Here is a 26059-nt window from a genome sequence, read left to right as displayed (position 1 = left end):
CCAATGGATTTCTCCCGATTCTTCATCGACCGGCCGATCTTCGCGGTCGTGCTGTCGATCGTCATCTTCGCGATCGGCCTGATCTCGATCCCGATGCTGCCCGCCGGCGAATACCCGGAAGTCGTGCCGCCGAGCGTCGTCGTGCGCGCGACGTACCCGGGCGCGAACCCGAAGGAAATCGCCGAATCGGTTGCCGAACCGCTGGAAGAGGCGATCAACGGCGTCGAAGGCATCATGTACATGAAGTCGGTCGCCGGTTCCGACGGCAGCCTGCAGGTGGTCGTCACGTTCCTGCAGGGCGTCGATCCCGACACGGCCGCCGTGCGCGTGCAGAACCGCGTGAGCCAGGCGCTGTCGCGCCTGCCCGACGAGGTGCGCCAGTACGGCGTGACCACGCAGAAGCAGTCGCCCACGCCGCTGATGTACGTGAGCCTCTATTCGCCGGACAACAGCCGCGATTCGCTGTACCTGCGCAACTACCTGACGCTGCACGTGAAGGACGAGCTGTCGCGGCTCACGGGTGTCGGCGACGTCGGCCTGTCCGGTTCCGGCGACTACGCGATGCGGCTGTGGCTCGACCCGAACCGGCTCGCGTCGCGCGGGCTGACCGCGAGCGACGTGATTGCCGCCGCGCGCGAGCAGAACGTGCAGGTGTCGGCCGGTCAGCTCGGCGCGGAGCCGTCGCCGAAGAAGAACGACTTCCTGCTGTCGATCAACGTGCGCGGCCGGCTGCGCACGGTGCAGGAGTTCGGCGACATCGTGCTGCGCACCGGCGACGACGGGCAGGTCGTGAAGCTGTCCGACGTCGCGCGCGTCGAACTCGGCGCGGGCGACTACACGCTGCGCTCGTATTTCAACGACAAGCCATCGGCGGTGGTCGGCATCTTCCTGTCGCCGGGTGCGAACGCGCTCGAGGTCGCGAAGGCCGTGTATGCGAAGTTCGACGAACTGTCTAAGCGCTTCCCGCCCGGCGTCGCGTACCGGCCCGTGTGGGATCCGACGGTGTTCGTGCGCGAATCGATCCGCGCGGTGCAGCACACGCTGATCGAGGCCGTGGTGCTGGTCGTGCTCGTCGTGATCCTGTTCCTGCAGACGTGGCGCGCGTCGATCATCCCGCTCGTCGCGGTGCCCGTGTCGGTGGTCGGCACGTTCGCGTGGCTCTATCTGCTCGGTTATTCGATCAACACGTTGACGCTGTTCGGGCTCGTGCTCGCGATCGGGATCGTCGTCGACGATGCGATCGTGGTCGTCGAGAACGTCGAGCGCAACATCGCGCAGGGCCTGAGCCCGCGCGACGCCGCGCACCAGGCGATGCGCGAGGTGTCGGGGCCGATCGTCGCGATCGCGCTCGTGCTGTGCGCGGTGTTCGTGCCGATGGCGTTCATGTCCGGCGTCACGGGCCAGTTCTACCGGCAGTTCGCGGTGACGATCGCGATTTCGACGGTGATCTCCGCGATCAACTCGCTGACGCTGTCGCCCGCGCTCGCCGCGAAGCTGCTGCGTCCGCACGATGCGCCGAAGGATGCGCTCACGCGTGGGCTCGACCGTGCGTTCGGCTGGCTGTTCCAGCCGTTCAACCGCTTCTTCGACCGCAGCTCCGATCGCTATCACGGCTTCGTCGGCCGCACGCTGAAGCGGCGCGGCGTGGTGTTCGCGGTCTATGCGGCGCTGCTCGCGGCCACCGCGCTGCTGCTCAACGCGGTGCCGGGCGGCTTCATCCCGGTGCAGGACAAGCTGTACCTGTTCGCGGGCGCGAAGCTGCCGGAAGGCGCGTCGCTCGCGCGCACCAGCGAGGTGACCGAGCAGATGACGAAGATCGCGCTCGGCACCGACGGTGTCGAGATGATGCCGGCGTTTGCCGGGCTGAATGCGCTGCAGGGCGTGAACACGCCGAACATCACGAACTCGTACGTGATCCTGAAGCCGTTCGACCAGCGCCACCGCAGCGCCGCGCAGATCAACGCGGACCTGAACGCGCGCTTCGCGGCCATCGGCGGTGGTATTACCTACGCGCTGATGCCGCCGCCGATCCAGGGCCTCGGCAACGGCTCGGGCTATTCGCTGTACCTGGAGGATCGCGGCGGGCTCGGCTACGGGGCCTTGCAGAACGCGCTCACCGCGTTCCAGGGCGCGGTCGCGAAGACGCCGGGGATGAGCTATCCGGTCAGTTCGTACCAGGCGAACATCCCGCAGCTCGAGGTGAAGGTCGACCGGTTGAAGGCGAAGGCGCAGGGCGTCGCGTTGACCGACCTGTTCAGCACGCTGCAGGTCTATCTCGGCTCGATGTACGTGAACGACTTCAACCTGTTCGGCCGCGTGTACCGCGTGATGGCGCAGGCGGATGCCGGGCACCGGCAGACGGCCGCCGACATCGCGAACCTGCGCACGCGCAACGCGAAGGGCGAGATGGTGCCGATCGGCTCGATGGTGACGGTGGCGCCCGCGTATGGGCCCGACCCGGTCGTTCGCTACAACGGCTATCCGGCCGCGAACCTGATCGGCGATGCCGATCCGAAGGTGATGTCGTCGTCGCAGGCGATCGAGAAGCTGCAGCAGATCGCGAAGGACGTGCTGCCGCCGGGCATCACGCTCGAATGGACCGACCTCAGCTATCAGCAGGTCACGCAGAGCAACGCTGCGATCGTCGTGTTCCCGCTCGCGGTGATGCTCGTGTTCCTCGTGCTCGCGTCGCTGTACGAGAGCTGGACGCTGCCGCTCGCGGTGATCCTGATCGTGCCCGTGTGCATCTGCGCCGCGCTGTTCGGCGTGTGGCTGTCGGGGGGCGACAACAACGTGTTCGTGCAGGTCGGTCTCGTCGTGCTGATGGGGCTGGCGTGCAAGAACGCGATCCTGATCGTCGAGTTCGCGCGCGAGCTCGAAATCCAGGGCAAGGGCGTGATCGACGCCGCGCTCGAAGCGTGCAAGCTGCGGCTGCGCCCGATCGTGATGACGTCGGTCGCGTTCATCGCGGGCTCGGTGCCGCTGCTGATCGGCGGCGGCGCGGGCAGCGAAGTGCGCGCGGCCACCGGCATCACCGTGTTTGCGGGGATGCTGGGCGTCACGCTGTTCGGGCTGTTCCTGACGCCAGTGTTCTATGTGGCGATCCGCAAGCTCGCGGGCGGCACGCCGGCCGTGTGGAGCGAACACCACGGCACCCTCGAAGGAGAAAACCGATGAGCGCCGCTTTCCGTCTTTCCGCGCTCGCGATGTCGGTGACGCTCGCCGCGTGCGCGGTCGGCCCCGATTTCAAGCGGCCCGACACGGCCACGGCCGCGCGATTCGCGCGCGATGCGCATCCGGCGGCGCCGTCCGGTACGACGCCGGAGACGCCGGAGATGCCGCCCGACGCATCGGCCGATGCCGATGCCGCGTTCTGGCGGGGCTTCGGCGATCCGGTGCTGACGCAGCTGATCGACACGGCGCTCGCGGCTAACCAGGACCTGCAGGTCGCCGTGTCGCGCTACGACGCATCGAATGCGCTGCTGTCACAGGCGACGTTCGATCGTTACCCGACGATCACCGCGAGCGGGCAGATCGGCCATCAGCTGATGAGCAAGGACCAGGCATTCCGCGCGCCGCGTAGCCAGCGCGATACGCCGACGTCCAGCGTCGGGATCAATGCGGCGTGGGAGCTCGACCTGTTCGGCCGCGTGCGTCGTTCGATCGAGTCGCAGCGTGCGGAAACGGCCGCCAGCGCGGCGGACGTGCGTGCGGTGCGCGTCGCGATCGCCGGCGAGGTGGCGAGCACATACGTCGATCTGCGCGGCTCGCAGGAGCGGCTGCGGATTGCACGCGAGAACGCCGACAACCAGAAGCAGACGCTCGCGCTGATCAATGCGCGCGTCGGCGCGGGGAGAGGCTCTGAACTCGATGCGGCGCGGGCGCGCGCGCAATACGAATCGACGACGTCGCGGATCGCCGTGTACGAAGCGGCGATCGGCGTCGACGAGCACCGGCTCGCGGTGCTGACCGGACAGACGCCGGACGCGCTGATCGGCCGCTTCGATCTCCCGAAGGCAGCCGCGTCGGCGGGCACGCCCGTGCCGCTGCCGGCGCTGGCCGCCGACATCGATCCCGGCACGCCGGGCGACCTGCTGCGGCGGCGGCCCGACGTCGCGGCCGCCGAGGCACGGCTGCACGCGGCGACCGCACGCGTCGGCGTCGCGACGGCCGACCTGTTTCCGCGTTTCACGCTGTCGGGGCTGCTCGGCAGTGCGACGAGCAGCTACGGGTTCTTCCGCGCGGGCAGCGACACGAACCTGATCGCGCTCGGCATCGACTGGTCGTTCCTCGACGTCGGCCGCGTGCGTGCGCGGATCGCCGCGAGCGACGCGGAAGCGGCCGGGCAGCTCGCGCAGTACCGGCAGACCGTGCTCGGGGCGCTGGAGGAAACGGAGAACGCGCTGCTGCGCACCGCCCGCACGCGTGACGAGACGAATCATCTCGTACGGGCCGCGACCGACAGCGCGCGCGCCGCACAGTTGGCGCAGGCGCGGTTTTCGGCGGGCGCGATCGACTACTACGAAGTGCTCGACGCGCAACGCACGCTGCTGCAGGCGCAGGATGCGGCGGCCGACGGGCAGATGCGCAGCGCGGCGTCGACGGTGGCGTTGTACAAGGCGCTGGCGGGCGGCTGGCCGCAGGGAACGGGGCAGGGCCCGCAGCAAGGCCCGCTCGCGCAGGCGGAGCAGTCAGCGCAGTAGCGTGGACAGGGCGGTGGCGCGGCAGGCCGGGCAATCCCGCCTGCCGCGCCGCCGCTTGATTACACGCTGGCCGGATCGACCTTGTCGATGTCGATGCCGTAGCGCCGGATGGCTTCGCCGACGCGTGCACGCGGAATTGCGCCGTCGTCGGCGAGCGCCTTCAACGCTGCGATCACGATGAAGTGCCGGTCGACCTCGAAGAACGTGCGCAGCGCGTCGCGCGTATCCGAGCGGCCGAAGCCGTCGGTGCCGAGCGACACGAAGCGCCGGCCGTCGACGAACCCGCGGATCTGGTCGCCGACGATCTTCATGTAGTCGGTCGCCACCACCACCGGCCCCGTGCGGCCGTCGAGGCATTGCTGCACGTACGGCACGCGCGGCGCCTGCTCGGGATGCAGCAGGTTCCAGCGTTCCGCGGCAAGCCCGTCGCGGCGCAACTCGTTCAGGCTCGTCGCGCTCCACACGTCGCTCGACACGCCGAAGTCCTGCGCGAGCAGGTCGCTCGCGGCGATCACTTCGCGCAGGATCGCACCGCTGCCCATCAACTGCACATGCGGCGCTTCGACCGTGCGCGACGTGCCTTCGCGCAGCAGGTAAAGCCCCTTGAGAATGCCGGCTTCCGCGCCGTCCGGCAGTGCCGGGTGCGGATAGTTCTCGTTGAGCAGCGTGATGTAGTAGTACACATCCTCCTGTTCCGCGAACATCCGCCGCAGGCCGTCGCGCACGATCACCGCGAGTTCGTACGCATAGGTCGGGTCATACGACACGCAGTTCGGAATCACCGACGACAGCACGTGGCTGTGCCCGTCGTCGTGCTGCAACCCTTCGCCCATCAGTGTCGTGCGGCCCGACGTCGCGCCGAGCAGGAAGCCGCGCGTACGTGCATCGCCGGCTGCCCACGCGAGGTCGCCGACGCGTTGCAGCCCGAACATCGAATAGAAGATGTAGAACGGGATCGCCGGCAGGCCGTGGTTGCTGTACGCGGTGCCGGCCGCGATCCACGACGCGATCGCGCCCGATTCGTTGATGCCTTCCTGCAGGATCTGCCCGTCCTTCGCTTCCTTGTAGTAGCTGAGCTGGCCGGCGTCCTGCGGCGTATAGAGCTGGCCGAGATGCGAGTGGATGCCGATCTGGCGGAACAGGCCCTCCATCCCGAACGTGCGCGATTCGTCCGGCACGATCGGCACGACGAGCTTGCCGAGTGCCGGATCCTTCAGCAGCGTGCCGAGGATGCGCACGAACGCCATCGTGGTCGACAGCCCGCGCTCGCCGCTGTCCTTGAGCTGACCGTCGAACGCGGCGAGCGGCGGCACCGGCAGCGGCGCCACGCTGCTGAAGCGGGCCGGCACGTGGCCGCCGAGTGCGGCACGGCGTTCGGCGAAGTAGCGTGCCTCGGCGCTGCCCGGCTCCGGCTTCAGATAAGGCAGTTCGTCGAGCTGCGCATCGCTGACCGGCAGCGCGAAGCGGTCGCGAAACGCGCGTACGGCATCCGCGCTCATCTTCTTCAACTGGTGGTTCACGTTCTGGCCTTCGCCGGCTTCGCCCATCCCGAAGCCCTTGACCGTCTTCGCGAGCACGACGGTCGGCCGGCCGTCCGCGCGCATCGCCTGCGCATAGGCCGCATGCACCTTTTCCGGATCGTGGCCGCCGCGTGCCAGTTTCCAGATGTCGTCGTCGGACAGGTCCGCGACGAGCTCAAGCAGTTCCGGATACTTGCCGAAGAAATGCTCGCGCACGTACGCGCCGCTCTGCGACTTGAAGGTCTGGTAGTCGCCGTCGACGCATTCCATCATGCGCTGGCGCAGCAGGCCCGTCGTGTCGCGTTCGAGCAGGCGATCCCACCCGGCGCCCCAGATCACTTTGATGACGTTCCAGCCCGCCGCGCGGAACGTGCCTTCGAGTTCCTGGATGACCTTGCCGTTGCCGCGCACGGGGCCGTCAAGGCGCTGCAGGTTGCAGTTGACGACGAAGATCAGGTTGTCGAGCCGTTCGCGCCCGGCGAGCGAGATCGCGGCGAGCGATTCCGGCTGATCCATTTCACCGTCGCCGAGGAAGGCCCAGACCTTGCGGCCCTGATGCGCTTTCAGCCCGCGATATTCGAGGTAGCGCATGAAGCGCGCCTGATACGCGGCGGTGAGCGGCCCGAGCCCCATCGACACGGTGGGGAACTGCCAGAAATCCGGCATCAGCCGCGGATGCGGATACGACGACAGCCCGTCGCGTCCCGCTTCGCGGCCGGTCTCGCGGCGGAAGTTGTCGAGTTGCGCGTCCGTGATGCGGCCTTCCAGGTACGCGCGGCCATAGATGCCGGGCGCCGAATGGCCCTGGATGTAGACCATGTCGCCGTCGAAGGTATCGGTGCGGCCGCGGAAGAAGTGATCGAAGCCGACGTCGTACAGCACCGCGGCCGACTGGTAGGTCGCGATGTGCCCGCCGACGTTCGAAAGCCGGCCGGCGCGCAACACCATTACCATCGCGTTCCAGCGGATCATCGCGTTCAGGCGCCGTTCGAGCGCGAGATCGCCCGGGTAGGCCGGCTGCCGTTCACGCGGCACCGTGTTCACGTACGCGGTCGTCACGCGGCCGTGCAGGTCGCCGTGGCGTGCCGCGTCGAGATCGGAAAGCTGGTCGAGCAGGTAGTGCGCGCGCGGGCGGCCTTCGAGCGCGATCACGGATTCGAGCGCATCGAGCCATTCGCGGGTTTCCTGCGGGTCGATGTCGGGTAGCGCGAGAGGTGCGGTCATGCAATGTCTCCAGAAGCATAAGGCTGCGCGGCGCGACGGTCGTGGCGCCGCGACGCGGGACGGAACGCCCGCCGATCGGCGGGCAGATGGTTGCAATTGCAATCGTATGAGGGCAATTGTTATCGAGGTAAAATTTAATTGCAACTGCAATTCAACGAGAGGAACGACCTGACATGAGCGCACCCGAACCCGATCTGTGGTTCTCGTTCGTCCGCGCACACCGGACGATGATTCGCGAGATCGAGCGCCGCCTTGCGGCGGCCGGCCTGCCGGCCTATGCGTGGTACGACGCGTTGTGGGGGCTCGAAAGCGGGCCCGACGGCACGCGTCGCATGCACGAGCTGGCCGACGTGCTCGCGATCGAGCGCTACAACCTCACGCGGCTCGTCGACCGGCTCGAACAGGAGGGGCTCGTCACGCGCGCCCGTTCGGCGGACGATGGCCGCGCCGCGTATGCGAGCATCACCGACAAGGGGCGGACGCTGCGCAAGAAGATGTGGAAGGTGTACCAGTCGACGGTCTCGGAACTCTTTCTCGATCAGTTCGGCGGCAAGGAGCAGGCGGCGATGGCCGCCGCGCTCGACCGTGCGACCGCCGCGGCGCGCGACGCGGGAGCCGACGCGAAGTAGCGTCAGCCGGCACGCACGTCAGCCGCTCGCATAGCGGCGCATCGCTTGCGCGGCCCAGTCGGCCGGCACGCGGCCGTCGTCGGCCAGCAGCCGAAGCGCGACCGCGGCGATCCAGCGTGCATTCGGCGCGCGCGCGCCGGGGCCCGGGCCGGCCAGATCCGCGCCGAGCGCCGCGAAGCGGGCCGGGACGAACGCCCCGATCTGCGCGGCGACGTGCCCCGCGTAGCCTGTCACCGCAAGCACCGGCGTGCGGCTGTCGCCGATGCATCGGCGCACATGTGCGATCCGCGGTTCGTCGTGCGGATGCAGCAGGTTCCACCGGTCGGCTGCATGACCGTCGCGGGCGAGTTGCGTGTAGCTCGGGCAGCTCCAGATCGTCGAATCGATGCGCCATTCGTCGTGCAGCAGGTCGGCCGCCTCCAGCACCTGCGCGAGCGCGCTGCCCGCGCCGCACAGCCGGATCTGCGCAGCCGCGCCGGCCGCCGTGCGCCGGCCGGCCCGCACCATGCCGCTGAACGCATCGCGGGCCGCGGTGGCCGACAGCGGTTTCGCATCGGGTACGAGGTCGTCGTGGCTCGCGAGGTAACAGAATCCCGGCTGGCCGGCGACATAGAGCGTGCGCAGCGCGTGGCGCAGGATCGCGATCGCCTCATGGCCCGACGCCGGGTCGTACGGCGTGCACGCGGGGTTCGCGGCCAGCCAGTGCGGGACATCGGGCGTCACGCCTTTCGGCCAGGACGACGCGACCGTTTCGGCATCGTTGACGAAGATCCCGCGATCGATGGTTTCGATCGACGCCAGCCGCAGCCGGTCGGTCGCGCGCGCATGCAGCAGGTACAGCAGCGGCTTCTCGAACCGCTTGCGCGCATCGAGAAACCGTAGCGGCCATGCACTGATGCGGCGATGCGCTCCCGCATCTGCGGACGGCTCCCGCGCATCGGCTCGGACGACCCAGACGCGTTCCGCTGTCGCCGCATCGCGTTCGAGGCAATCGGCGGCCGCGCGCATCGCGCCGAGCGGCGACACCGCACGGCCACGCGGCGCGAGCCGCTGCGTGATCAGCCTGTCGAGGCAGGCCGCCGCGGCGCGGCGGGTGTCGGGTGTCCGCACGGGCGGACCGGATCGCGCAGTCTGCATGTCCCTCCTTCGAGTACTGGCATGTCGCCGGGGCTATCGGTTCCGGCATAGGATTGCAATTGCAACGATTGTAGTTGCAACGACAACCGGAAGACAAGGACCACCATGATCTCGACGCATCCCCTCACGTTTTATACGGCCAACACGCCGAACGGGCACAAGGTCGCCATTTACCTGGAAGAGGCCGGGCTCGCCTACGACCGCGTGCACGTGAACCTGTCCGCCGGCGAGCAGCGTAGCCCGGCGTTTCTCGCGATCAACCCGAACGGCAAGATCCCGGCCATCGTCGACCACGACGCCGGGCTGACCGTGTTCGAATCCGGCGCGATCCTCAGCTATCTCGCCGCGAAGACGGGCGTTCTGCATCCCGACACGCTGGCCGAGCGCACGGCCGTCCAGCAATGGCTGCACTTCCAGATCGGCGGAATCGGGCCGATGCTCGGCCAGCTCTGGTGGTTCCTGCATGCATCGAAGATGGTCAATGCGCAAGCGCTCGAGCGCTACCGGAACGAGGCGCGGCGTCTCTATGGGGTCGTGAACGGCCGCTTGGCGGAATCGGCGTATCTCGCGTCGCCGCGCTACTCGATCGCCGACATCGCCGCGTTTCCGTGGCTGCGCACGGCGCCCGAACTCGATCTCGATCTGGCCGACTACCCGCACGTCGAGCGGTGGCTCGCCGGCATCGAGGCTCGGCAAGCCGTTCAGCGGGGCCTGATCGCATGCCGCGCGCCGGCGGCGGAGGGCGCGCACTGACCTCGCATCGCCCGCGCCGGACGGATGGCGCGGGCGCCGGTTGCCGGCCTGCCGGGAAACATTGTTCTCCTTCGTCGTAAACGTCTCGAATGCGTGATATTTGCGCCGCGCGATCCGGTTTAGAGTGGCCGCGAATCGATGACGATGTGTCGTATCGCCGCAGTTGCGGGCGCTACAGACGCACCAGAGGAGCAGGAGACAAATGAGTGAAGGCAGGATTACGCAGGTCGAGTCGTTCGGTTTCGAGCGCATTCCCGATGCATCGCGCTATGCGCGGCCGATCGATCTGTTCAGGTTGCTGTTCGGCGGCTGCAATACCTTTTCCACGTCGGTGCTCGGCAGTTTTCCCGTGCTGGTCGGGCTGTCGTTCAAGGCGGGTGTCTGCGCGATCGTGCTCGGCGTACTCGCCGGCACCTGCATCCTCGCGCCGATGAGCCTGTTCGGCCCGCGCAACGGGACGAGCGACCCGGTGTCGTCCGGCGCGCATTTCGGCATCCACGGCCGGATCGTCGGCTCGTTCCTCGCGCTGCTCACGTCGATCGCGTTCTTCTCGCTCGCGGTGTGGAGCTCGGGCGACGCGCTCGTCGGCGGCGCGCACAACATGGTCGGCGTGCCGGTCAACGGCTTCACGCTCGGCGCGGCGTACATGGTGTTCGCGGTGCTCGTGCTGATCGTCTGCATCTACGGCTTCCGCTTCATGCTGTGGGTCAACAAGATCGCCGTGTGGGCCGCGAGCGTGCTGTTCGTCGCGGGCCTGTTCGCGTTCGCCGGCCTGTTCGACGTGAGCTATGCCGGCACGGTGCAGCAGGGCAGCGCGGGCTTCTGGGCCGCGTTCGTCGGCGCGGTGCTGGTGGCGCTGAGCAACCCGGTATCGTTCGCGTCGACGCTCGGCGACTGGGCGCGCTACATCCCGCAGCGCACGCCGAAGCATCGCGTGATGGGGGCCGTGTTCGCCGCGCAGATCGCGACCTTCGTGCCGTTCTTCTTCGGCCTCGCGACCGCGACGATCATCGCGACGAAGGCACCCGCGTTCATCGCGTCGAACGACTACGTCGGTGGGCTGCTCGCGATCTCGCCGCGCTGGTTCCTGCTGCCGATGTGCCTGATCGCGATCATCGGCGGGATGTCGACCGGCACGACCGCGCTGTACGGCACCGGCCTCGACGTGTCGAGCATGTTCCCGCGCCTGCTGAACCGTGTGCGTGCGACGCTGCTGATCGGCACGATCGCGATCGCGTTCATCTTCGTCGGCCGCTTCTGGTTCAACCTCGTCGAAAGCGTCGCGACGTTCTCGACGCTGATCGATACGTTCAGTTGCCCATGGATGGCGATCATGGTGATCGGCTACGTGACGCGGCGCGGCTACTATCTCGCGGACGACCTGCAGGTGTTCAACCGCGGGCTGCGCGGCGGCCACTACTGGTTCACGCACGGCTGGAACGTGCGCGCGATGGGCGCGTGGCTGCCGGCCGCGTTCGTCGGGCTGTCGTTCGTGAACCTGCCGGGGCAGTTCGTCGGGCCGCTCGGCAACCTCGCGGGCGGGCTCGATCTGAGCGTGCCGGTGTCGCTGGTGGTGGGCGGCGTGCTGTATTTCGTGCTGCTGATGCTGTATCCGGAACCGGATGGCGTGTACGGTCCGCACGGGCGACGCTTCGTGCGGGGCGGTGGGCAGTCGGCGCGCGGTAATGGCGCGCCGGTGATCCAGCCGAAGGGGTAAGCGCGGCGCGTGGTGTGTTGCGCCGCAAATGACGATGCCGCCGCGCGGGAGAGCTGCCGGCGGCATCGTCGTTTTTGGGCGGGTGGTTGCCAGAGGGGCGGCTTTACGCTCCACGCAGTGCCTCGAAAGTGCAAACGAAAACGCCCACCAGGTTCGTGGGCGCGCGTCGACCTGGATGCGGTTCAGTGGAACGAACTGCCCGCGAGCATTCCGCCGTCGATGATGAATTCCGACCCGGTGCAATACGCGGATTCGTCGGACGCGAGGAACAGCACGAGATTGGCCACCTCATCGGGCTTGCCGATGCGCGCGATCGGCAGGCCGCTGTAGATCGACGACGGATCGAAGTCCGCGAACTCGGGCGGGCGCGCCATCACCGTATCGATGCCACCGGGGTGCACCGAGTTCACGCGAATGCCGTAGCGGCCGAATTCGAGCGCGGCGGCCTTCGTCATCCCGCGCACCGCGAACTTGCTCGATACGTATGCGCTGCCGCCCGCGACGCCTTCCATCCCGGCCGTCGACGACACGTTGACGATCGAGCCGCCACCCGCCGCCTTCAGCGCGCCCAGCGCCGATTTCATGCCGAGCCAGCAGCCGACCTGGTTCACGTCGATCACCTTGCGATAGTCGTCGAGCGAGCACGCTTCGATCGGCACGAGCTTCAGGATCGCCGCGTTGTTCACGAGGATGTCGAGCCGGCCGAACTGCGCGAGCGTCGCATCGACGGCAGCCTGCCAGTCGGCTTCGTTCGTCACGTCGAGATGCTGGAAACGTGCGGCGTCGCCGAGTTCGGCCGCGACGCGCCGGCCGGCTTCGTCCAGCACGTCGGCGATCACCACGCGTGCGCCTTCGGCGACGAACCTGCGCGCTTCCGCTTCGCCCTGGCCGCGGGCACCGCCCGTGACCAGCGCCACCTTGCCTTCGAGTCGTTTCAAGTTGCTTGCTCCTGTGAGTGAGAGGGACGCGCGGGACCGCTTACGCGGAGGCGGCCGCCGCGTCGACGATGCGAACCGGATCGGCGCCGTCCCATGCGCGGGCCTCGGTGATGCCGCGCGCGATCATGTCGCGCATGCCGGCGCCTTCGATCACTTCGACGCGCACGCCGGGATCGTCGGTGTCGTCGAGATAGGCGACGCGCGTGGCCGGGTTGCGTGCGTCGAACACGACACGCAGGCCGCGGGATGTGAGCCGTGCGAGCGCGGCATCGAGATCGTCGACGACCCACGCGACGTGATGCAGCCCGACGAGCGGCTGCCCGTGCGTATCGCGGTACGGCGAGCGCGCCTCGTTCGTCACGTGAATCAGTTCGATCTGCAGATCGCCGCGATACGCGAGCCCGACGTCCATCGCGACCGTGACGGGTTCGCCGAGATGGAAGCCGTCAAGGCGCACGTTGCGGAATACGGTCCACGGCCCGACGTCATGGCGTTTACGCCAGCGCGCGATACTGCGGTCGAGATCCGCGACCACGTAGCCGATCTGGTCGATGGGGCCGAGCATGGGATCGTTCATGGCGTCTCCTTGGCGGACACACGTGGGCGTGCCGCGCGATGATTGACGGTCATGATCGCAACAAAGCGCGCGCGGCGTGCCGTCCAAACGGATGACCTCGCACGCTTCGTCGTGGCGTGGCGGGCGAGTGGGTGCGCCGGGGCGCGACGATGCCGGAATGCGAAGCGGAACGGAGAAGACGCGCTTCCGTCCGGGCGATCCGCGCGTTACCGCGCGTTCGGCCCCTTGACCGTCAGCCGGCACACGGTTGCCAGCGCAAGCAGGTTCGGGTCGCGTTCGCGCCGGTGCAGGAAGCTCAGGCCGATCGTCTGGCGGATCGTCGGCCCGGCGAGCGGCACGAGCGCGATCTTGTGCGCGAACAGGTCGCGCACGCGCCCGGGCAGCAGCGAGCAACCGACGCCGCCCGACACGAAGTTGATCAGCGAGAAGATGTCGCCCACCCGCATCACGACGTTCGGCGTGACGCCGGCCGAACGAAACGCTTCCGTGAAGCCGTGATGCGTCGCGAAGCCTTCGCCGAGCGACACGAACGGCGCGTCGCCGCACGAGCACAGATCGATGGCATCGTGCCGCGCGTACGGCGAGTCGATCGGCGCGGCGAAGAACATCTCGTCCTCGAACAGCGCGATCGATTCGATCTCGGCATCCGGTGCGGGCAGCGCCATCAGCGTCGCGTCGATCGCGCCTTGCCGCAGCTTGTCGAGCAGGTCGGCGTTCGAGCCGAGCACGAGCTCGGCCTGCAGCTCGGGGCGGCGCTCCTTCAACGCGATCACGACTTCGGGCACGGTGCGGATCGTTAGCGAGTAGAGCGAACCGATCTTCAACTGGCCGGCGCCGTAGCCGGCCGCCTCGCGCGTCGAGCGGATTCCGTCCGTCATCGTCTTGAGCACTTCGCCCGCGACTTCGGCGAGCACCTGCGCGGCGTCGGTTGGAATGAGGTTCCGCCCCTCGTGGCGAAACAGCGCGCAGTGCATCCCTTCCTCGAGCGTGTGCAGCGCGCGGTGCACGCTGACCGTGCTGACGCCCAGCGCCTCGGCGGCCTTCGCGAGGCTGCCCGCTTCCATGAAGGCGAGCAGCACCTCGAGCTTGCGGAACGTGATCTCTTCGTTGATGCGGTTGCGCATGGTGCGGGCGACGGGAAGGGCGGCCGACGATTCTGCCGCAGAACCGGGGCTGCAACAATGCGCGGATTTCCGGGGTTTTCGCAGGGCGGCGCCCGGCGGGGCAACATTTAATCTCCGGCTAATCATCTGCCGCGGGTATTAATTGATGCGGGTTTTCGGCGTCCCTATGATCGTTGCACGCTGGTCGTACGGGCAGGCCGTGAGGTTCCGATGGCGCGGGCCTGTGCCCGCGCCAGCACCTTTCCTGCCGGCGATACGAACAGCCGGTTCGCCCATGCGTGCCACGCAACACGGCACGCATGGGCGCGGCGCCATGAGACTGCAGGAGAGAAAGGCATGCGCGACTCACGTCGGAACTCGCGGCATCGGCAGGTGGTTGCCGCTGTCGTCGGCAATACCCTCGAGTGGTACGACTTCATCGTTTACGGTTTCTTCTCAGGGATCATCGCGCGGCTATTCTTTCCCGCCGAGAGCCAGTACGCGTCGCTGCTGATGTCGCTCGCGACCTTCGGCGTCGGCTTCTTCATGCGCCCGGTGGGCGGCATCCTGCTCGGGCTCTATGCGGACCGCAAGGGCCGCAAGGCCGCGATGCAGCTCATCATCTTCCTGATGACGCTGTCGATCGCGCTGATCACGTTCGCGCCGTCGTACGCCGTGATCGGCCCGGCGGCGCCCATCCTGATCGTCGTCGCGCGGTTGCTGCAGGGTTTCGCGACGGGCGGCGAATACGCGAGCGCGACCGCGTTTCTCGTGGAAAGCGCGCCGGAGAATCGGCGCGGGCTGTACGGATCGTGGCAACTGATCGGCCAGTGTCTCGCGGTGTTCTCGGGCGCCGCGATGGGCGCGTGGGCCACGCAATCGCTGTCGGACGCGGCGCTGCATAGCTGGGGCTGGCGCGTGCCGTTCGCGCTTGGGCTGCTGATCGGGCCGGTCGGCCTGTGGATCCGCCGGCACATGGAGGAGACCGAGGCGTTCGTCGCCGCGAGCAAGTCGACCGTCGAGCCGCCGGCGAGCGTGTCGGGCGTGCTGCGCGACAACCTGCGCGGCGTGCTCGTGTCGATGGGGCAGACGATCACCGGCACGGCCGTGTTCTACGTGATGCTCGTCAACATGCCGACGTTCGTGCACAAGACCTTCGGGCTGCCGCTCGACCAGGTCTTCAAGGTGCAGATGGCGGCGGTTGCGCTGCTGACGGTGACGATCCCGTTCGCGGCGCTCGTGTCCGACCGCATCGGCCGGCGTCCCGTGCTGATCGCCGGTTCGCTGGCGCTGCTGACGGTCACGTATCCGCTGTTCACGTGGCTGGCCGCCGCGCCGGGCATCGGGCGCCTGCTCGTGATGCAGCTCGTGATCTGCACGATCATCGGCATCTGCTACGGGCCCGCGCCGACCACGCTCGCCGAGCAGTTCGCGACGCGTTCGCGCTCCACGGGCATCGCGCTCGCGTACAACGTCGCGGTGATGGTGTTCGGCGGCTTCGCGCCGTTCATCGTCACGTGGCTGACGCACGCGAGCGGGTCGTCTGTCGCGCCCGCATGGTACGTGCTCTTCGCGGCGTCGTTCGGGCTGCTTGCGAGCGTGTTCATGCACGACGGCGCGCCGTGCGTGCTCGCGCGCCGGCGGTTTCAGGGCGAGCCGTTGAGCGCCAAGTAGCGGCCGTGGCCTGCCGCCCGCGCCGGCGAGCCGTCGGCGCAGGCGGCAGGCAGGGTAGCGGTCCTGCCGATGCTTAGCATCACGGGCGGCGGCCTACCGCGGCCGCCGCCCCATCGTTACGCTTGGGCGATCATCCACTCTGTCCGGAAGGTCGCCATGTCCCGACTCGACTACACGCTGCTCGGCCCCTGCCTGCTCGCCATCGCGATCGACGCGATGGGCTTCGGGCTCGTCTATCCGATGATGTCCGCGATCTTCAGCGATCCGCACGCGGGCATCCTGCCGGCCGACGCCGGCGCGCATGCGCGCAATTTCTACCTCGGTCTCGGCTACGGGATCTACCCGTTGTGCATGTTCTTCGGCTCGTCGCTGATGGGCGACCTGTCCGATCGCTACGGCCGCCGCAGGATCCTGCTGCTGTGCGTGCTCGGCCTCGCGGCCGGCTACGGGATGATGGCGGCCGGCGCGTGGCACGCGAGCGTCGGGCTGCTGCTGGCGGGCCGCGGGCTCACCGGGCTGCTGGCCGGCTGCCAGGGCATCGCGCAGGCGGCGATCACCGACCTGAGCACGCCGGAGAACAAGGCGTACAACATGAGCATCATGTCGCTCGCGTTCAGCGCGGGCGTGATCGTCGGCCCTGTGCTCGGCGGCGTGACGTCCGATCGCACGATTTCGCCGCTGTTCGACTACGGCACGCCGTTCGTGCTGGTCGCCGCGCTGTCGGTGGCCTGCGCGTGCTGGACCTGGGCGTCGTATCGCGACTCTGCCGCACCGCGCGGCGACACGCGCATCGATCCGCTGCTGCCGCTGCGGATCATCGGGGAGGCCGCGCGCCAGCGCAACGTCGCGTTCCTGTCGGTGGTGTTCTTCCTGATGCAGGTCGGCTACGGGCTCTACCTGCAGACCATCATGCTGCTGCTGCAGGCGAGATTCGGCTACACGAGCGCGCGGCTCGGGCTGTTCAGCGGCGTGATCGGGCTCTGCTTCGTGTTCGGGCTGCTGTTCGTCGTGCGGCGGATGCTGCGCGTGTGGCGCGTGGTCGACATCGCGAAGACCGGCCTGCTCGTCGCGGGCGTCGGCCAGGTCCTGTCCGCGCTGTTCCCGCACGAGCTCGTGCTGTGGGCGCTCGCGATGGTCGTCGGCTGCTTCGACATGGTCGCGTACACGACGATGTATACGGCGTTCTCCGACGCGGTCAGCGAGGACCGGCAAGGCTGGGCGCTCGGCGTCGCGGGCTCGGTGATGGCCGTCGCGTGGGTCGTGACGGGCGCGCTCACGAACCTGCTGCCGGTGTTCGGCGAGATCGGCCTGCTGCTGATCGGTGGCGCGGGCTTCCTGCTCAGCTTCGCGATGATGGTTGTGTATGGCCGTACGCAGCCGGGTGCGCGAACAGCCGCGCTGTCGTAGGCGGTTTGCACGTTGGCCCGATTCTGTCGGACGTTGTCCCGCGCACCGCTGTCGCGCGTGGCCGCGCGGCCTGACACTGGCGCCTCGCGTCCCGGGAACATCCGGGCCGCGTCCGGCGGCGCCGGCTGGCCCGGCGCGCCGCTCCTTCGACATGCCAACCGAGAGAGTGACCCATGCAACATCCGACCATCCGTACCCTGGCGGGCGCGAGCGCGCCGACATCGATCGCCGCCGCCCGCACCGCGCTGCTGGTGATCGATTTCCAGAATGAATACTTCAGCGGCCGCCTGCCGATTCCGGAGGGGCCGCGCGCGCTGGGCAACGCGCAGCGCGTGATCGCGTTCGCCGACCGCGAGGGCATGCCTGTGTTTCACGTCCAGCACGTCGATGCGGCCGACGGCCCGATCTTCGCCGACGGCAGCGACGGCTTCCGCTTTCACGCGGACCTGCAGCCGGCGGCGCATCACACGGTCGTGAAGAAGACGTCGGTGAGCGTGTTCCCGACGACGGACATCGATGCGCGCCTGAAGGCGGCCGGTGTCGACACGCTGATCGTCACGGGACTGATGACGCATGCATGCGTTGCCGGCGCGGCACGCGATGCGGTGCCGCTCGGCTACGCGGTGATCGTCGTCGACGACGCATGCGCGACGCGCGACCTCGATCTCGCGGATGGCGGCACGGTATCGCACCGCGACCTCCACCGCGCGACGCTGGCCGCGCTGTCGGACACGTTCGGCGACGTGCTGACGACCGAGCAGGTGCTGGCGCTGGCCGTCGCCTGACGGCACGCCGCCGGATGCGTGCTTCAGCCCGCCCAGCCCGGCGCGGCGTATACGACTTCGCCGCGGAAGCACGTCTCGATCACACGGGTTTGCGCGAACGTCTCGACCGGGTGTGCGAACGGATTGCGGTCGAGGATCGCGAAGCTCGCGTCCTTGCCCGCTTCGAGCGAACCTGTACAGTCGTCGAAGCGCAGCGCATACGCGGTGTTCACCGTATAGGCCTCGAGCATCGTGAGCAGGTCGAGGCGTTCGTGCGGATTCCACGGCGGGCTGTCGGACTGGTCGATCAGCAGGTGCGTGACGCCCGTCTGGATGATCTGCATCGGGTCCATCGTGCTGACCGACCAGTCGGAGCCGGCCGCGAGCATCGCACCCGCATTGCGCAGGCTGCGGAACGGATAATTGCGCGCGGTGCGTTCCGCGCCGAGCAGGTCGCGATAGAGCTGCTGCTGTTCCTCGCGCGCGGCCGTCCACAGCGTCTGCACGCTGGCGATCGCGCCGAGCCGGTTGAAGCGGCTCATGTCGGCCGGATCGACGAGCTGCAGGTGCGCGAGCTGCGCGCGCCGGTCGCGCATGCCGTTGCGGATCTGGACGTATTCGAGCGCGTCGAGCGTCATGCGCACCGCGCGGTCGGCGAGCGTGTGGAAGTGCAAGTCGAAGCCGGCCGTATCCGCGAGCAGGCAGATCTCGTTCAGCGCGTCCTGGCTCCACAGCGCGAGGCCGCAGTCGTCGGTGCCGGCGTACGGCTCGAGCAGCGCGGCGGTTTTCGATTCGGGCACGCCGTCGACGAAGATCTTCACCGTATGCAGGCGCAGGTTGTCGCATTCGTATTCGCGACGCCATCTGGCGAAGCGCTCGATCTGCTCGCGCGGATCGCGGCGCGGGTTCGCATAGAGGCCTGCGCTCATGTACACCTTCAGCGTGCCCGCGCGCTGCGCGTCGGCGTAAGCCTTGAGTTCGGCCTCCTCGACGCGCGCGTCGAACCAGCCGGTGAGACCGTAACCGTGCGCCATCGCGTGCGCTTTCGCGAGCGACTTCGGGTAGCCGGCCGGGCTCAGTTGCGGAATGATCGGGCACACGCGGTAGAACGCCGCTTCGTGCACGACGCCATTCGGCGCGCCGGACGCATCGCGCTCGTACACGCCGCCGGCCGGGTCGGGCGTGTCAGCGTGGATGCCGGCCGCTTCGAGCCCTTTCGTGTTGAGGCAGCCGCTGTGCACGTCGAAGCCGACCACGAGCAGTGGCCGGTCGGGCACGATCCGGTCGAGCAGCTCGCGGGTCGGATACGCGCCGAATGCGGCCAGGTTGGCGCCGCCGAGATAGACCCACGGTTCGTTCGGCGTCGCATCGGCGCATGCGCGAATGCGCTGCAGGATCGTGTCGGGATCGTTGATGCCGGACAGGTCGAAGTCACCGAGGATCTGGTGGCCTTCGAGCGGGTGCACGTGGCCGTCGATGAGGCCCGGCAGCATCAGCCTGCCGGCCAGGTCGACGATGCGCGTCGCGGGGCCGGCCAGCGGGCGGATGTCGTCGTCGCGGCCGACGGCGATGATCTTGCCGCCCTGGGTGGCCAACGCCTGCGCGAAGCGGCGCTGCGCGTCGCCCGTGTAAAGCAGGCCGTTCAGATAGACGGTATCGGCGTGTTGCATGTGTCTCCTCCGGATGAGGGAAGGTTCGACGGGCGCACGTGTCCTGCGGGCGGGCCGTGTGGCTCGTCCGGTCGCGTGAACCCGGTCGGGTTGGAATGAGATGCGGGGCGGCTAGGTGCCGGTGTTGCGTGGCAGGCGCGGCGATGCGCCGTGGTGAAGGCCGGCCGCCGCCGGAGCGTCACGCCGATCGCGCCGCCAGGTCTGGATCGGCGAATCGATGGGCGACGCGCGCGCGGCCGTGCGGGCCGGCGTCCATCCGGTATTCGGCATGCCGTGTCTCCGTGATATCCGACGCGTTCCGGTCGTCGGGTGAGTCAGATACTAGGAGCGGGGCGGCCGGCTGTCTGTCATCGTTTTGAGGACAAGACGCGACAAAGAAGGCGGGGGCGAGTGGGCGTGCAGCGATGCGGAGGTGTCAGCTATTGACCGCGGTCCCCCGGTGGTTCTTCTTCGGTCACGCACCACGCGAACAGCCCGGCCCGGTTCGCCACGCCGAGCTTCGCGAGCGCGCGCCCGAGATAGGTGCGCACGCTGCTGGGCTTGAGTGCGAGGGTGTCGGCGATCTGCGGGACAGGCTGGCCTTGCAACACCGCGCGGCATACGAGCCGTTCGCGCTGCGACAGCGCCGCGCCGCTGGCCGCCAGGCGCTGTTCGAACCGCTGCAGCAACGCGCCGTCGTCCGAACGCGGCGTCAGGCGGGCGAGCCGTGCATGCTGGATCAGGAGCGGCAGCACGAAATCGCCGAGCTGCCGCAGCAGCGCCAGTTCGGCCAGCGTATAGGACGGCTGGCCGCGCCGGCGGAACAACGAGAACGCATAGACATAGTCGCGCTCGCTGCCGAGCAGCGTGCAGTCTTCGCCGAGTTCGCCGAGCGCGAAATGGCGGCCGTATTCGGTTGCCGTATCGATGTCCTCGTTGCACGAGAACACGAGCTGCGAATCGGTGGCGCGCTCGATATGCGGGAGCAGCGTGTCGGTGCGCCAGTCGCCCTGGGTATACAGATCGAGCGCGTGGCGAGTGCCGTCGGGATCGTCGCCGCCCGCGAAGAACAGCACGTCGACACTGTCGACCGACTGCGACGGCGCATCGCGGCGGTAGCGCGTCGCGACGCTGTAGTGGGACTGCGGGTCGACGGTTTCGCGCAGCCACGCCCAGAGCCGGGCGGGAAACTGCGGACTGCCGAGGCTGGCGACCAGGTCGCCGGCATTGCTGAGGGAAATATGGGCGGGGCTCATCGTTGACACCGTCTTCGCGAACGGCCGCCCGTGCCGGCCGTGCTTCGCTTGCGACGGCGCGCCGGCGGCGCGGCGGCTGGCGGTGCGGTCATGCGGAACGGGGGCCGGCGCGTCGGCGAAGCTCGATTGTAGGGGAGTTCGCCGCCGCGGGGCATTCGCGCTTGCCCGGCGGGCGGCCGATCTCCCTTGGACGGGTAGTGCGCATCGTGGCGCACCACGTGCCGGCCCCGCGCGTCAGAACATCGTGTTCGCGTTCGCGGACTTCTCGGGTACCGACTGGATCACGTCCCAGTGCTCGACGATCTTGCCGTCTTTCACGCGGAAGATGTCGACGACCGCTTCGCCGCGGTCGCCCGGACGCTCGGTCGCATGCACGTGCAGGTAGACGAGGTCGCCGTCGGTTGCGCTGCGCACGATGCGCGCGCGCGATGCCGGGTTCTTCTGGAACGCGCCGACGAAGTACGACACGAACGGCTTCTTGCCGTCCGGCACGTGCGGGTTGTGCTGCTTGTAGTCGTCCGCGACGACGGCGGCGGCTTCGACGGCTTCGTGCTTGTTGAAGAAGCGGTCGTAGAACGTCAGCACGAGCTGGCGGTTGGTTTCCTCGGCGGCCAGGTCGCGCGTGGCCGGGCCGGCGGCCAGCGCGGCCGTCGATGCGGCCAGCAGGACGAGCGCGGCAACGGCGCGAACGGGGGAGCGGAGCGATGACATGTAGCGGGTTCCTTGTCTGACGAAGCGTGGGTGGGTGTGCGATGGGCGACGGCGGGTCGAGCCTGCCGCGGCGATCGGCGGGCGGCGGTGCAGGGTTGCGGATACACGCGCCTTGGGTTTTCCGCCCGGCCCGTATCGTGACGACACGGGCCGGTAACGGCCGCGCGCCGTCGTCATGCTTCGTTGAACTGGCGAATCCGCGCGGCTGTCGGGCCGATCGAATGGTACAGTTGCCGCGAACCCGTCACAAGAAGTCAGCGCGGTGTGAACAGGTCACACCGCGCTGACCATGCGTTGTCCGTTAAAGAGAATCCAGTCATGCCGTTTTCGCCCGCCGACGAATCCGTCGAACTCGATCAGCCATGCCCGATTCGCGATGTGCTCGACCGCATCGGCGACCAGTGGAGCCTGCTCGTGCTCGAAGCGTTGTCCGGCGGGACGATGCGTTTCAACGAACTCGGCCGTGCGATCGGCGATGTGTCGAACCAGATGCTGTCGCGCACGCTCAAGCGGCTCGAGCAGGACGGCTTCGTCAGTCGCACGCTGTACGCAGAAGTGCCGCCGCGTGTCGAATATGCGCTGACCGACCTCGGGCGTTCGTTCCTGACGCCGATGCAGGCGATGATCCGGTGGGCCGACGAACATCATCGCGCGATCTGCGTTGCGCGACGTCGTGCGCGGGAAATGGAAGGCGGCGGGCGCTGAGCGGGGCGCTTGCGCCGCCTTGTCGCTGGGCGTTGTGCTGCGTTCGGGTGCGATGCGACGAGGCGTAGCGTGGTTGCCGGTGCATCGCCATTGCATGAGTTCGTTATCCGAATGATTTCGTCGAGTTGAGCGAGGGCGCTGATGCAGCGGTGTGTTCCATTCGGCCCGAATGCGGCAATGCGCTGGCGGTGCTCCGCTTACAAGGGCAGGTCCGGGGCGATCGAGACAGTGGCCTTTCCCCGCATCGCGTACGAAGGGTGCGGCAGGGTCCGGTCGAGGCGGGATGGTGCGCCGTAGACCGGCGAGCACGTCGATGGGCGAGGTTGCGTGACCGGAAGCATTCCCCCGGTTAGCGCGCCGGCATCGGGCCGGGGGCAGGATTCGTTGGGGCGCCTGCCGGGCATCATGATGTTGATGTCGGGGCGGAGCGGCACGGGTTCGCTCGCGCCGCCCGCCCCGAGCCTGCTACTGGTCAGGCGCCCGGTGGCTGCCTATCGCCACGTACCGTCGACGTAGATCCACACCTGTCCCTGGCGTCGCCAGTAGCCGGGCACCCACCGACGCCCGGGGCGCCGTGCGACCCAGCGCCCCGGCACCCATATATAGCGGCCACGCTGCCAGCGCCAGTAGCCGTCGGTCCATATATAGCCATGCGGCCGTGGCGGCGGCGGACGGCGGTCGTGCCGGGCGGCCGGCGGTGCGAAGCCCGGGCGGTCCGGATAGGGCGGGCCGCCGGGCACGCGATTCGGGCCGGACGGCCGGTACACGGGCGGCGCGGGCTGGGCCGAGGCGGTGCGGAGCCAGCCGCCGGTGCCGACGAAGGCGGCGGTCAATCCGATGGCGCGTAACAACGAGCGTCGATTCATGGCGTGTCCTGTTCTGTATTCGAGGCTGCCTTACATTAGCCTGCCAGTCGGCCGGCCGGGTTACGCGAGCGGTTAACGCTGTTACCGTGTGTCACGGCAGGTGGGTGCTGGCCTTTCTATATGGATGGCTGCCGGGGGTGTGACCCGCTGAACGACTGTCGAGCCCTGTTTACTGGCCGACGGACGCGTTTTAGGTGTCCGAGGCCAGAAATTCGAGATCAAGTTGGGTAAAATTTGCCGATTTCGGGGTGTCGCGCCGAATCCGTTTGTTGTTTCTATGCAACCGTCAAGACGATGACATGTAAGAATGGTGCGATGAAAGGCTCCAAAAAGCCCCCGTCAAGAAGTCAAAAACAAACGTCAAAACAAATACTTATAACTCGTCCCCACTTTCATTATTTCTAGTTCTGGAAAAGCTTATTTCTTTATTTGCGGATCGCTCCCCTAGGGTACACCCCTAAACTCACGGTTCCCAAACGGGCAACTATCCGGGCGCGGCCAGCAGGATCGATGGCGCTCCCGGGCGGTTGCAGACCGTTTATGAACAAGGTCGCGAGACCTGCCTCTTTTTAGAAGGGAGCTCCACGAATGAACAAGACTCTGATCGTTGCAGCAGCTGCAGCATCGTTTGCTACCGTCGCTCACGCACAAAGCAGCGTCACGCTGTACGGCGTGCTGGACGCAGGCATCACCTACACGAGCAACGTCCAGCCGGCACTCGGCCAAGCTGGCAAGTCGCGTTGGGCGATGGGTTCGGGCATTGACCAGAGCCGTTTCGGCCTGCGTGGCTCGGAAGACCTGGGTGGCGGCCTGAAGGCAATCTTCACGTTGGAAAGCGGCTTCAACATCGGTAACGGCAAGTTCGCGAACAGCAACGGCATGTTCAACCGCCAAGCTTTCGTCGGCCTGTCGAGCCAGTACGGCACGGTCACGCTGGGTAAGCAGTATGACGCAACGCAAGACTACCTGGCGCCGCTGACGGCAACGGGCTCGTGGGGCGGCACGTACTTCGCGCACCCGCTGAACCTCGACCGTCTGAGCACGAACGGTGATGTCGCTCAGAACAACACGATCAAGTTCACGAGCGCGAACTACGCTGGCCTGCAATTCGGCGGCACGTACTCGTTCTCGAACAACACGAACTTCGGTAACAACCGTGCATACAGCGCAGGCGTTGCATACCAGTTCCAAGGCCTGAAGCTGGCGGGTGCATACTCGCAAGCGAACCTGGGTGACGGTACGAACGCAAACGGCGCAACGTCGTCGGCAATCGGTGGCATCGCTAGCCAAGGCCGCGTCCGCACGTACGGTGCTGCTGCTGGCTACGCATTCGGCCCGGCACAAGTCGGCGCTGCATGGACGCAAGCTCGCCTCGACAACAACGCAGTTGGTCTGGGCACGCTGCGCACCGACAACTACGAAGTCAACGCAAAGTACAACCTGACGCCGGCTCTCGGCCTGGGCGCTGCTTACACGTACACGAACGCGAAGATCAACAACGGCAGCACGCACTGGAACCAGTTCGGCCTGCAAGCTGACTACGCTCTGTCGAAGCGCACGGACGTCTACGCACAAGCTGTGTACCAGCGTGCAGCGAAGAACGGCATCGGCGCGTCGATCTACAACGGCAGCAACTTCAGCGACAACCTGCCGAGCTCGTCGATCAACCAAACCGCAGCAACGGTTGGTCTGCGTCACCGCTTCTAAGCGTGACGGCGGGGTAACCCGCTACGCAGCATCGAAAAAGGCGCCTTCGGGCGCCTTTTTTTTCGTCTGCGGAATGTGATGTCGACGATTCGCGTCGTCCGGATGCAAAAAAGCGAGGCCTGTGCCTCGCTTTTTTCGTTGCGCGCCACTACGGCGCAGTGCCGACGGCAGGGTGCTCAGCGCGTGTATTCGCCGTTGGCTTCCGGCTGGAACACGATCGCGGCGACCTTCATCTGCTTTTCGGCGCCGCTCGGCTGCGTCACCTTGACCATCTGGCCGCGCTGGGTGCCCAGCAATGCCATGCCGACGGGTGAGAAGACGTTCAGGCGGCCGAGCTCGAGATTGGCGGCGTCCGGGTAAACAATCGTCCAGGTGGCCTGTTCCTGGGTCGCCTCGTCGAGCAGCGTGATCTGCGAGTTCATCGTGACGACGTTCGCCTTGATGGCGTCGGGCTGGACGATGTCGGCGCGCTCAAGAAGCGTATCGAGCATCGTCTGAAAGCGCGGGTTGTGTTCGGCGTGCTTCTCGAGGCGAGCAACGTCGAGTTCGGTCAACTGGTAAAGGCGTTGTTTCATGGCAGTTCTCCAAATGATCGGCAAGGGCAGGCGTGGCGTGCCTATGGGGATCGCCCGGAGCCTGTCTGACCTGGCTCCGGGAGGAGACCGAGCCGTCAGATCAGGCGCCGGGCAGGGGCGAGCGGCGCCTGGGCCGTGCGTCGAGCGAGGGGATGCGCCGGATAACCGGCGCGCGCGCGCACGCCGGCCGGGCCGGACGGCGAAACCGAAAGGGGCGTGAGCGCGTACATGGTGGATGGAAGATCGACTGACGAATATAACCTTACGATTCTACAACACAACCTTCGGGATATGTGATTCGGCTGTCGGCATTTTGTCAGCGATTGTTGTGCGAGTGAAGCAAGTTGCTGCGATATCGTCCGTTATGTGCCCGCGATTTTTGTCAAAATCGCAACGCTGTATGTTCAAACTAAGGGTTTCCCCTTGGGTTGGCGAGAACTACAC

The 26059-nt window shown here is 67.5% G+C and carries 21 protein-coding genes; 10 read left to right on the top strand and 11 right to left on the bottom strand.

The features are described 5' to 3' along the window. The first annotated feature begins 3 nt into the window (after positions 1-3). Positions 4-3177 carry an efflux RND transporter permease subunit gene (locus QZM35_RS08125; RefSeq protein ID WP_301775749.1) on the top strand — a complete coding sequence of 1058 codons (3174 nt, stop codon included), beginning with the start codon at positions 4-6 and terminating at the stop codon, positions 3175-3177. Beyond that, the gene (locus tag QZM35_RS08120; RefSeq protein WP_301775748.1) at positions 3174-4703 is read left to right on the top strand and encodes an efflux transporter outer membrane subunit; all 1530 of its coding nucleotides are present in this window, start codon (positions 3174-3176) and stop codon (positions 4701-4703) included. The genes QZM35_RS08125 and QZM35_RS08120 overlap by 4 nt, the downstream gene beginning before the upstream one ends. A 59-nt stretch (positions 4704-4762) precedes the next feature. Here the strand turns inward: QZM35_RS08120 and aceE are convergent, their stop codons facing one another. Next, a complete protein-coding gene (aceE, locus tag QZM35_RS08115) occupies positions 4763-7447 on the bottom strand; it encodes a pyruvate dehydrogenase (acetyl-transferring), homodimeric type (RefSeq protein ID WP_301775747.1) in 2685 nt (894 codons plus the stop codon). Between the two features lie 173 nt (positions 7448-7620). On the opposite strand from aceE, the gene QZM35_RS08110 reads away from it, so the two are divergent. After that, positions 7621-8076: a MarR family winged helix-turn-helix transcriptional regulator gene (locus QZM35_RS08110; RefSeq protein ID WP_089432930.1), complete on the top strand. Its 456-nt coding sequence runs from the start codon at positions 7621-7623 to the stop codon at positions 8074-8076. An 18-nt stretch (positions 8077-8094) separates the two neighbouring features. On the opposite strand, the gene QZM35_RS08105 is transcribed toward QZM35_RS08110, so the two are convergent. Continuing rightward, positions 8095-9213: a pyruvate dehydrogenase gene (locus QZM35_RS08105; protein ID WP_089432929.1), complete on the bottom strand. Its 1119-nt coding sequence runs from the start codon at positions 9211-9213 to the stop codon at positions 8095-8097. 105 nt (positions 9214-9318) lie between these two features. Between QZM35_RS08105 and QZM35_RS08100 the strand changes: the two genes are divergently transcribed. Together QZM35_RS08100 and QZM35_RS08095 are read left to right on the top strand one after the other, a co-directional pair. Continuing rightward, positions 9319-9966 (top strand): glutathione S-transferase family protein, encoded by a 648-nt coding sequence (locus QZM35_RS08100; RefSeq protein ID WP_301775746.1) that lies wholly within the window; start codon positions 9319-9321, stop codon positions 9964-9966. A 202-nt stretch (positions 9967-10168) separates the two neighbouring features. Next, the gene (locus QZM35_RS08095) at positions 10169-11683 is read left to right on the top strand and encodes a cytosine permease (protein ID WP_089427140.1); all 1515 of its coding nucleotides are present in this window, start codon (positions 10169-10171) and stop codon (positions 11681-11683) included. Between the two features lie 182 nt (positions 11684-11865). Here the strand turns inward: QZM35_RS08095 and QZM35_RS08090 are convergent, their stop codons facing one another. The 3 genes from QZM35_RS08090 to QZM35_RS08080 all read right to left on the bottom strand — a co-directional run bounded on the left by QZM35_RS08090 (position 11866) and on the right by QZM35_RS08080 (position 14322). After that, positions 11866-12621 carry a glucose 1-dehydrogenase gene (locus QZM35_RS08090; protein WP_089427141.1) on the bottom strand — a complete coding sequence of 252 codons (756 nt, stop codon included), beginning with the start codon at positions 12619-12621 and terminating at the stop codon, positions 11866-11868. Between the two features lie 40 nt (positions 12622-12661). After that, positions 12662-13198, bottom strand: coding sequence for a VOC family protein (locus tag QZM35_RS08085; RefSeq protein ID WP_089427142.1), 537 nt, complete (start codon positions 13196-13198; stop codon positions 12662-12664). A 206-nt stretch (positions 13199-13404) separates the two neighbouring features. Beyond that, positions 13405-14322: a LysR family transcriptional regulator gene (locus QZM35_RS08080; protein WP_301775745.1), complete on the bottom strand. Its 918-nt coding sequence runs from the start codon at positions 14320-14322 to the stop codon at positions 13405-13407. A 336-nt stretch (positions 14323-14658) separates the two neighbouring features. Here QZM35_RS08080 and QZM35_RS08075 point away from each other — a divergent pair, with 336 nt between their 5' ends. From QZM35_RS08075 to QZM35_RS08065, 3 genes are all read left to right on the top strand, one after another. Continuing rightward, entirely contained in the window at positions 14659-15975 is a 1317-nt protein-coding gene (locus tag QZM35_RS08075; protein ID WP_089432923.1) for an MFS transporter, read from the top strand. A gap of 156 nt (positions 15976-16131) precedes the next feature. Continuing rightward, on the top strand, positions 16132-17382 hold the full coding sequence (locus QZM35_RS08070; protein ID WP_301775744.1) for an MFS transporter: 1251 nt from the start codon (positions 16132-16134) through the stop codon (positions 17380-17382). Between the two features lie 173 nt (positions 17383-17555). After that, positions 17556-18167, top strand: a complete 612-nt coding sequence (locus QZM35_RS08065) for a cysteine hydrolase family protein (protein ID WP_301775743.1) — start codon at positions 17556-17558, stop codon at positions 18165-18167. 23 nt (positions 18168-18190) lie between these two features. Here the strand turns inward: QZM35_RS08065 and QZM35_RS08060 are convergent, their stop codons facing one another. The 4 genes from QZM35_RS08060 to QZM35_RS08045 all read right to left on the bottom strand — a co-directional run bounded on the left by QZM35_RS08060 (position 18191) and on the right by QZM35_RS08045 (position 21762). Continuing rightward, on the bottom strand, positions 18191-19816 hold the full coding sequence (locus QZM35_RS08060; protein ID WP_089427146.1) for an amidohydrolase: 1626 nt from the start codon (positions 19814-19816) through the stop codon (positions 18191-18193). 111 nt (positions 19817-19927) lie between these two features. Next, complete coding sequence (locus QZM35_RS08055; RefSeq protein ID WP_174972291.1) at positions 19928-20086, bottom strand: hypothetical protein; 159 nt, start codon at positions 20084-20086, stop codon at positions 19928-19930. A 149-nt stretch (positions 20087-20235) separates the two neighbouring features. Further along, positions 20236-21051, bottom strand: a complete 816-nt coding sequence (locus QZM35_RS08050; protein WP_254600169.1) for a helix-turn-helix transcriptional regulator — start codon at positions 21049-21051, stop codon at positions 20236-20238. Positions 21052-21285: 234 nt separating this feature from the next. After that, on the bottom strand, positions 21286-21762 hold the full coding sequence (locus tag QZM35_RS08045; RefSeq protein ID WP_206149658.1) for a nuclear transport factor 2 family protein: 477 nt from the start codon (positions 21760-21762) through the stop codon (positions 21286-21288). 318 nt (positions 21763-22080) lie between these two features. Between QZM35_RS08045 and QZM35_RS08040 the strand changes: the two genes are divergently transcribed. After that, the gene (locus tag QZM35_RS08040) at positions 22081-22467 is read left to right on the top strand and encodes a helix-turn-helix domain-containing protein (protein ID WP_301775742.1); all 387 of its coding nucleotides are present in this window, start codon (positions 22081-22083) and stop codon (positions 22465-22467) included. A 491-nt stretch (positions 22468-22958) separates the two neighbouring features. On the opposite strand, the gene QZM35_RS08035 is transcribed toward QZM35_RS08040, so the two are convergent. After that, on the bottom strand, positions 22959-23333 hold the full coding sequence (locus QZM35_RS08035; protein WP_301775741.1) for a YXWGXW repeat-containing protein: 375 nt from the start codon (positions 23331-23333) through the stop codon (positions 22959-22961). Between the two features lie 588 nt (positions 23334-23921). On the opposite strand from QZM35_RS08035, the gene QZM35_RS08030 reads away from it, so the two are divergent. After that, positions 23922-25040 (top strand): porin, encoded by a 1119-nt coding sequence (locus QZM35_RS08030; protein ID WP_089427151.1) that lies wholly within the window; start codon positions 23922-23924, stop codon positions 25038-25040. Between the two features lie 176 nt (positions 25041-25216). On the opposite strand, the gene QZM35_RS08025 is transcribed toward QZM35_RS08030, so the two are convergent. After that, on the bottom strand, positions 25217-25615 hold the full coding sequence (locus QZM35_RS08025) for a GreA/GreB family elongation factor (protein ID WP_059239999.1): 399 nt from the start codon (positions 25613-25615) through the stop codon (positions 25217-25219). Positions 25616-26059: the final 444 nt, after the last annotated feature.

Source organism: Burkholderia sp. AU45274 (genome assembly GCF_030482505.1).
In the GTDB taxonomy this organism is placed as follows: domain Bacteria; phylum Pseudomonadota; class Gammaproteobacteria; order Burkholderiales; family Burkholderiaceae; genus Burkholderia.
This window is presented reverse-complemented; position numbering and strand designations above follow the sequence as displayed.

Excerpts from the sequence above, each read along its gene's own strand:
- QZM35_RS08070 (WP_301775744.1), top strand. The coding sequence starts at position 16,132 with ATGTCCCGACTCGACTACACGCTGCTCGGCCCCTGCCTGCTCGCCATC.
- QZM35_RS08025 (WP_059239999.1), bottom strand. The coding sequence starts at position 25,615 with ATGAAACAACGCCTTTACCAGTTGACCGAACTCGACGTTGCTCGCCTC.
- QZM35_RS08085 (WP_089427142.1), bottom strand. The coding sequence starts at position 13,198 with ATGAACGATCCCATGCTCGGCCCCATCGACCAGATCGGCTACGTGGTC.
- QZM35_RS08035 (WP_301775741.1), bottom strand. The coding sequence starts at position 23,333 with ATGAATCGACGCTCGTTGTTACGCGCCATCGGATTGACCGCCGCCTTC.
- QZM35_RS08060 (WP_089427146.1), bottom strand. The coding sequence starts at position 19,816 with ATGCAACACGCCGATACCGTCTATCTGAACGGCCTGCTTTACACGGGC.
- QZM35_RS08120 (WP_301775748.1), top strand. The coding sequence starts at position 3,174 with ATGAGCGCCGCTTTCCGTCTTTCCGCGCTCGCGATGTCGGTGACGCTC.
- QZM35_RS08105 (WP_089432929.1), bottom strand. The coding sequence starts at position 9,213 with ATGCAGACTGCGCGATCCGGTCCGCCCGTGCGGACACCCGACACCCGC.
- QZM35_RS08050 (WP_254600169.1), bottom strand. The coding sequence starts at position 21,051 with ATGAGCCCCGCCCATATTTCCCTCAGCAATGCCGGCGACCTGGTCGCC.
- QZM35_RS08075 (WP_089432923.1), top strand. The coding sequence starts at position 14,659 with ATGCGCGACTCACGTCGGAACTCGCGGCATCGGCAGGTGGTTGCCGCT.
- QZM35_RS08080 (WP_301775745.1), bottom strand. The coding sequence starts at position 14,322 with ATGCGCAACCGCATCAACGAAGAGATCACGTTCCGCAAGCTCGAGGTG.
- QZM35_RS08065 (WP_301775743.1), top strand. The coding sequence starts at position 17,556 with ATGCAACATCCGACCATCCGTACCCTGGCGGGCGCGAGCGCGCCGACA.
- QZM35_RS08045 (WP_206149658.1), bottom strand. The coding sequence starts at position 21,762 with ATGTCATCGCTCCGCTCCCCCGTTCGCGCCGTTGCCGCGCTCGTCCTG.
- QZM35_RS08095 (WP_089427140.1), top strand. The coding sequence starts at position 10,169 with ATGAGTGAAGGCAGGATTACGCAGGTCGAGTCGTTCGGTTTCGAGCGC.
- QZM35_RS08100 (WP_301775746.1), top strand. The coding sequence starts at position 9,319 with ATGATCTCGACGCATCCCCTCACGTTTTATACGGCCAACACGCCGAAC.
- QZM35_RS08110 (WP_089432930.1), top strand. The coding sequence starts at position 7,621 with ATGAGCGCACCCGAACCCGATCTGTGGTTCTCGTTCGTCCGCGCACAC.
- QZM35_RS08030 (WP_089427151.1), top strand. The coding sequence starts at position 23,922 with ATGAACAAGACTCTGATCGTTGCAGCAGCTGCAGCATCGTTTGCTACC.
- QZM35_RS08055 (WP_174972291.1), bottom strand. The coding sequence starts at position 20,086 with ATGCCGAATACCGGATGGACGCCGGCCCGCACGGCCGCGCGCGCGTCG.
- aceE (WP_301775747.1), bottom strand. The coding sequence starts at position 7,447 with ATGACCGCACCTCTCGCGCTACCCGACATCGACCCGCAGGAAACCCGC.
- QZM35_RS08040 (WP_301775742.1), top strand. The coding sequence starts at position 22,081 with ATGCCGTTTTCGCCCGCCGACGAATCCGTCGAACTCGATCAGCCATGC.
- QZM35_RS08125 (WP_301775749.1), top strand. The coding sequence starts at position 4 with ATGGATTTCTCCCGATTCTTCATCGACCGGCCGATCTTCGCGGTCGTG.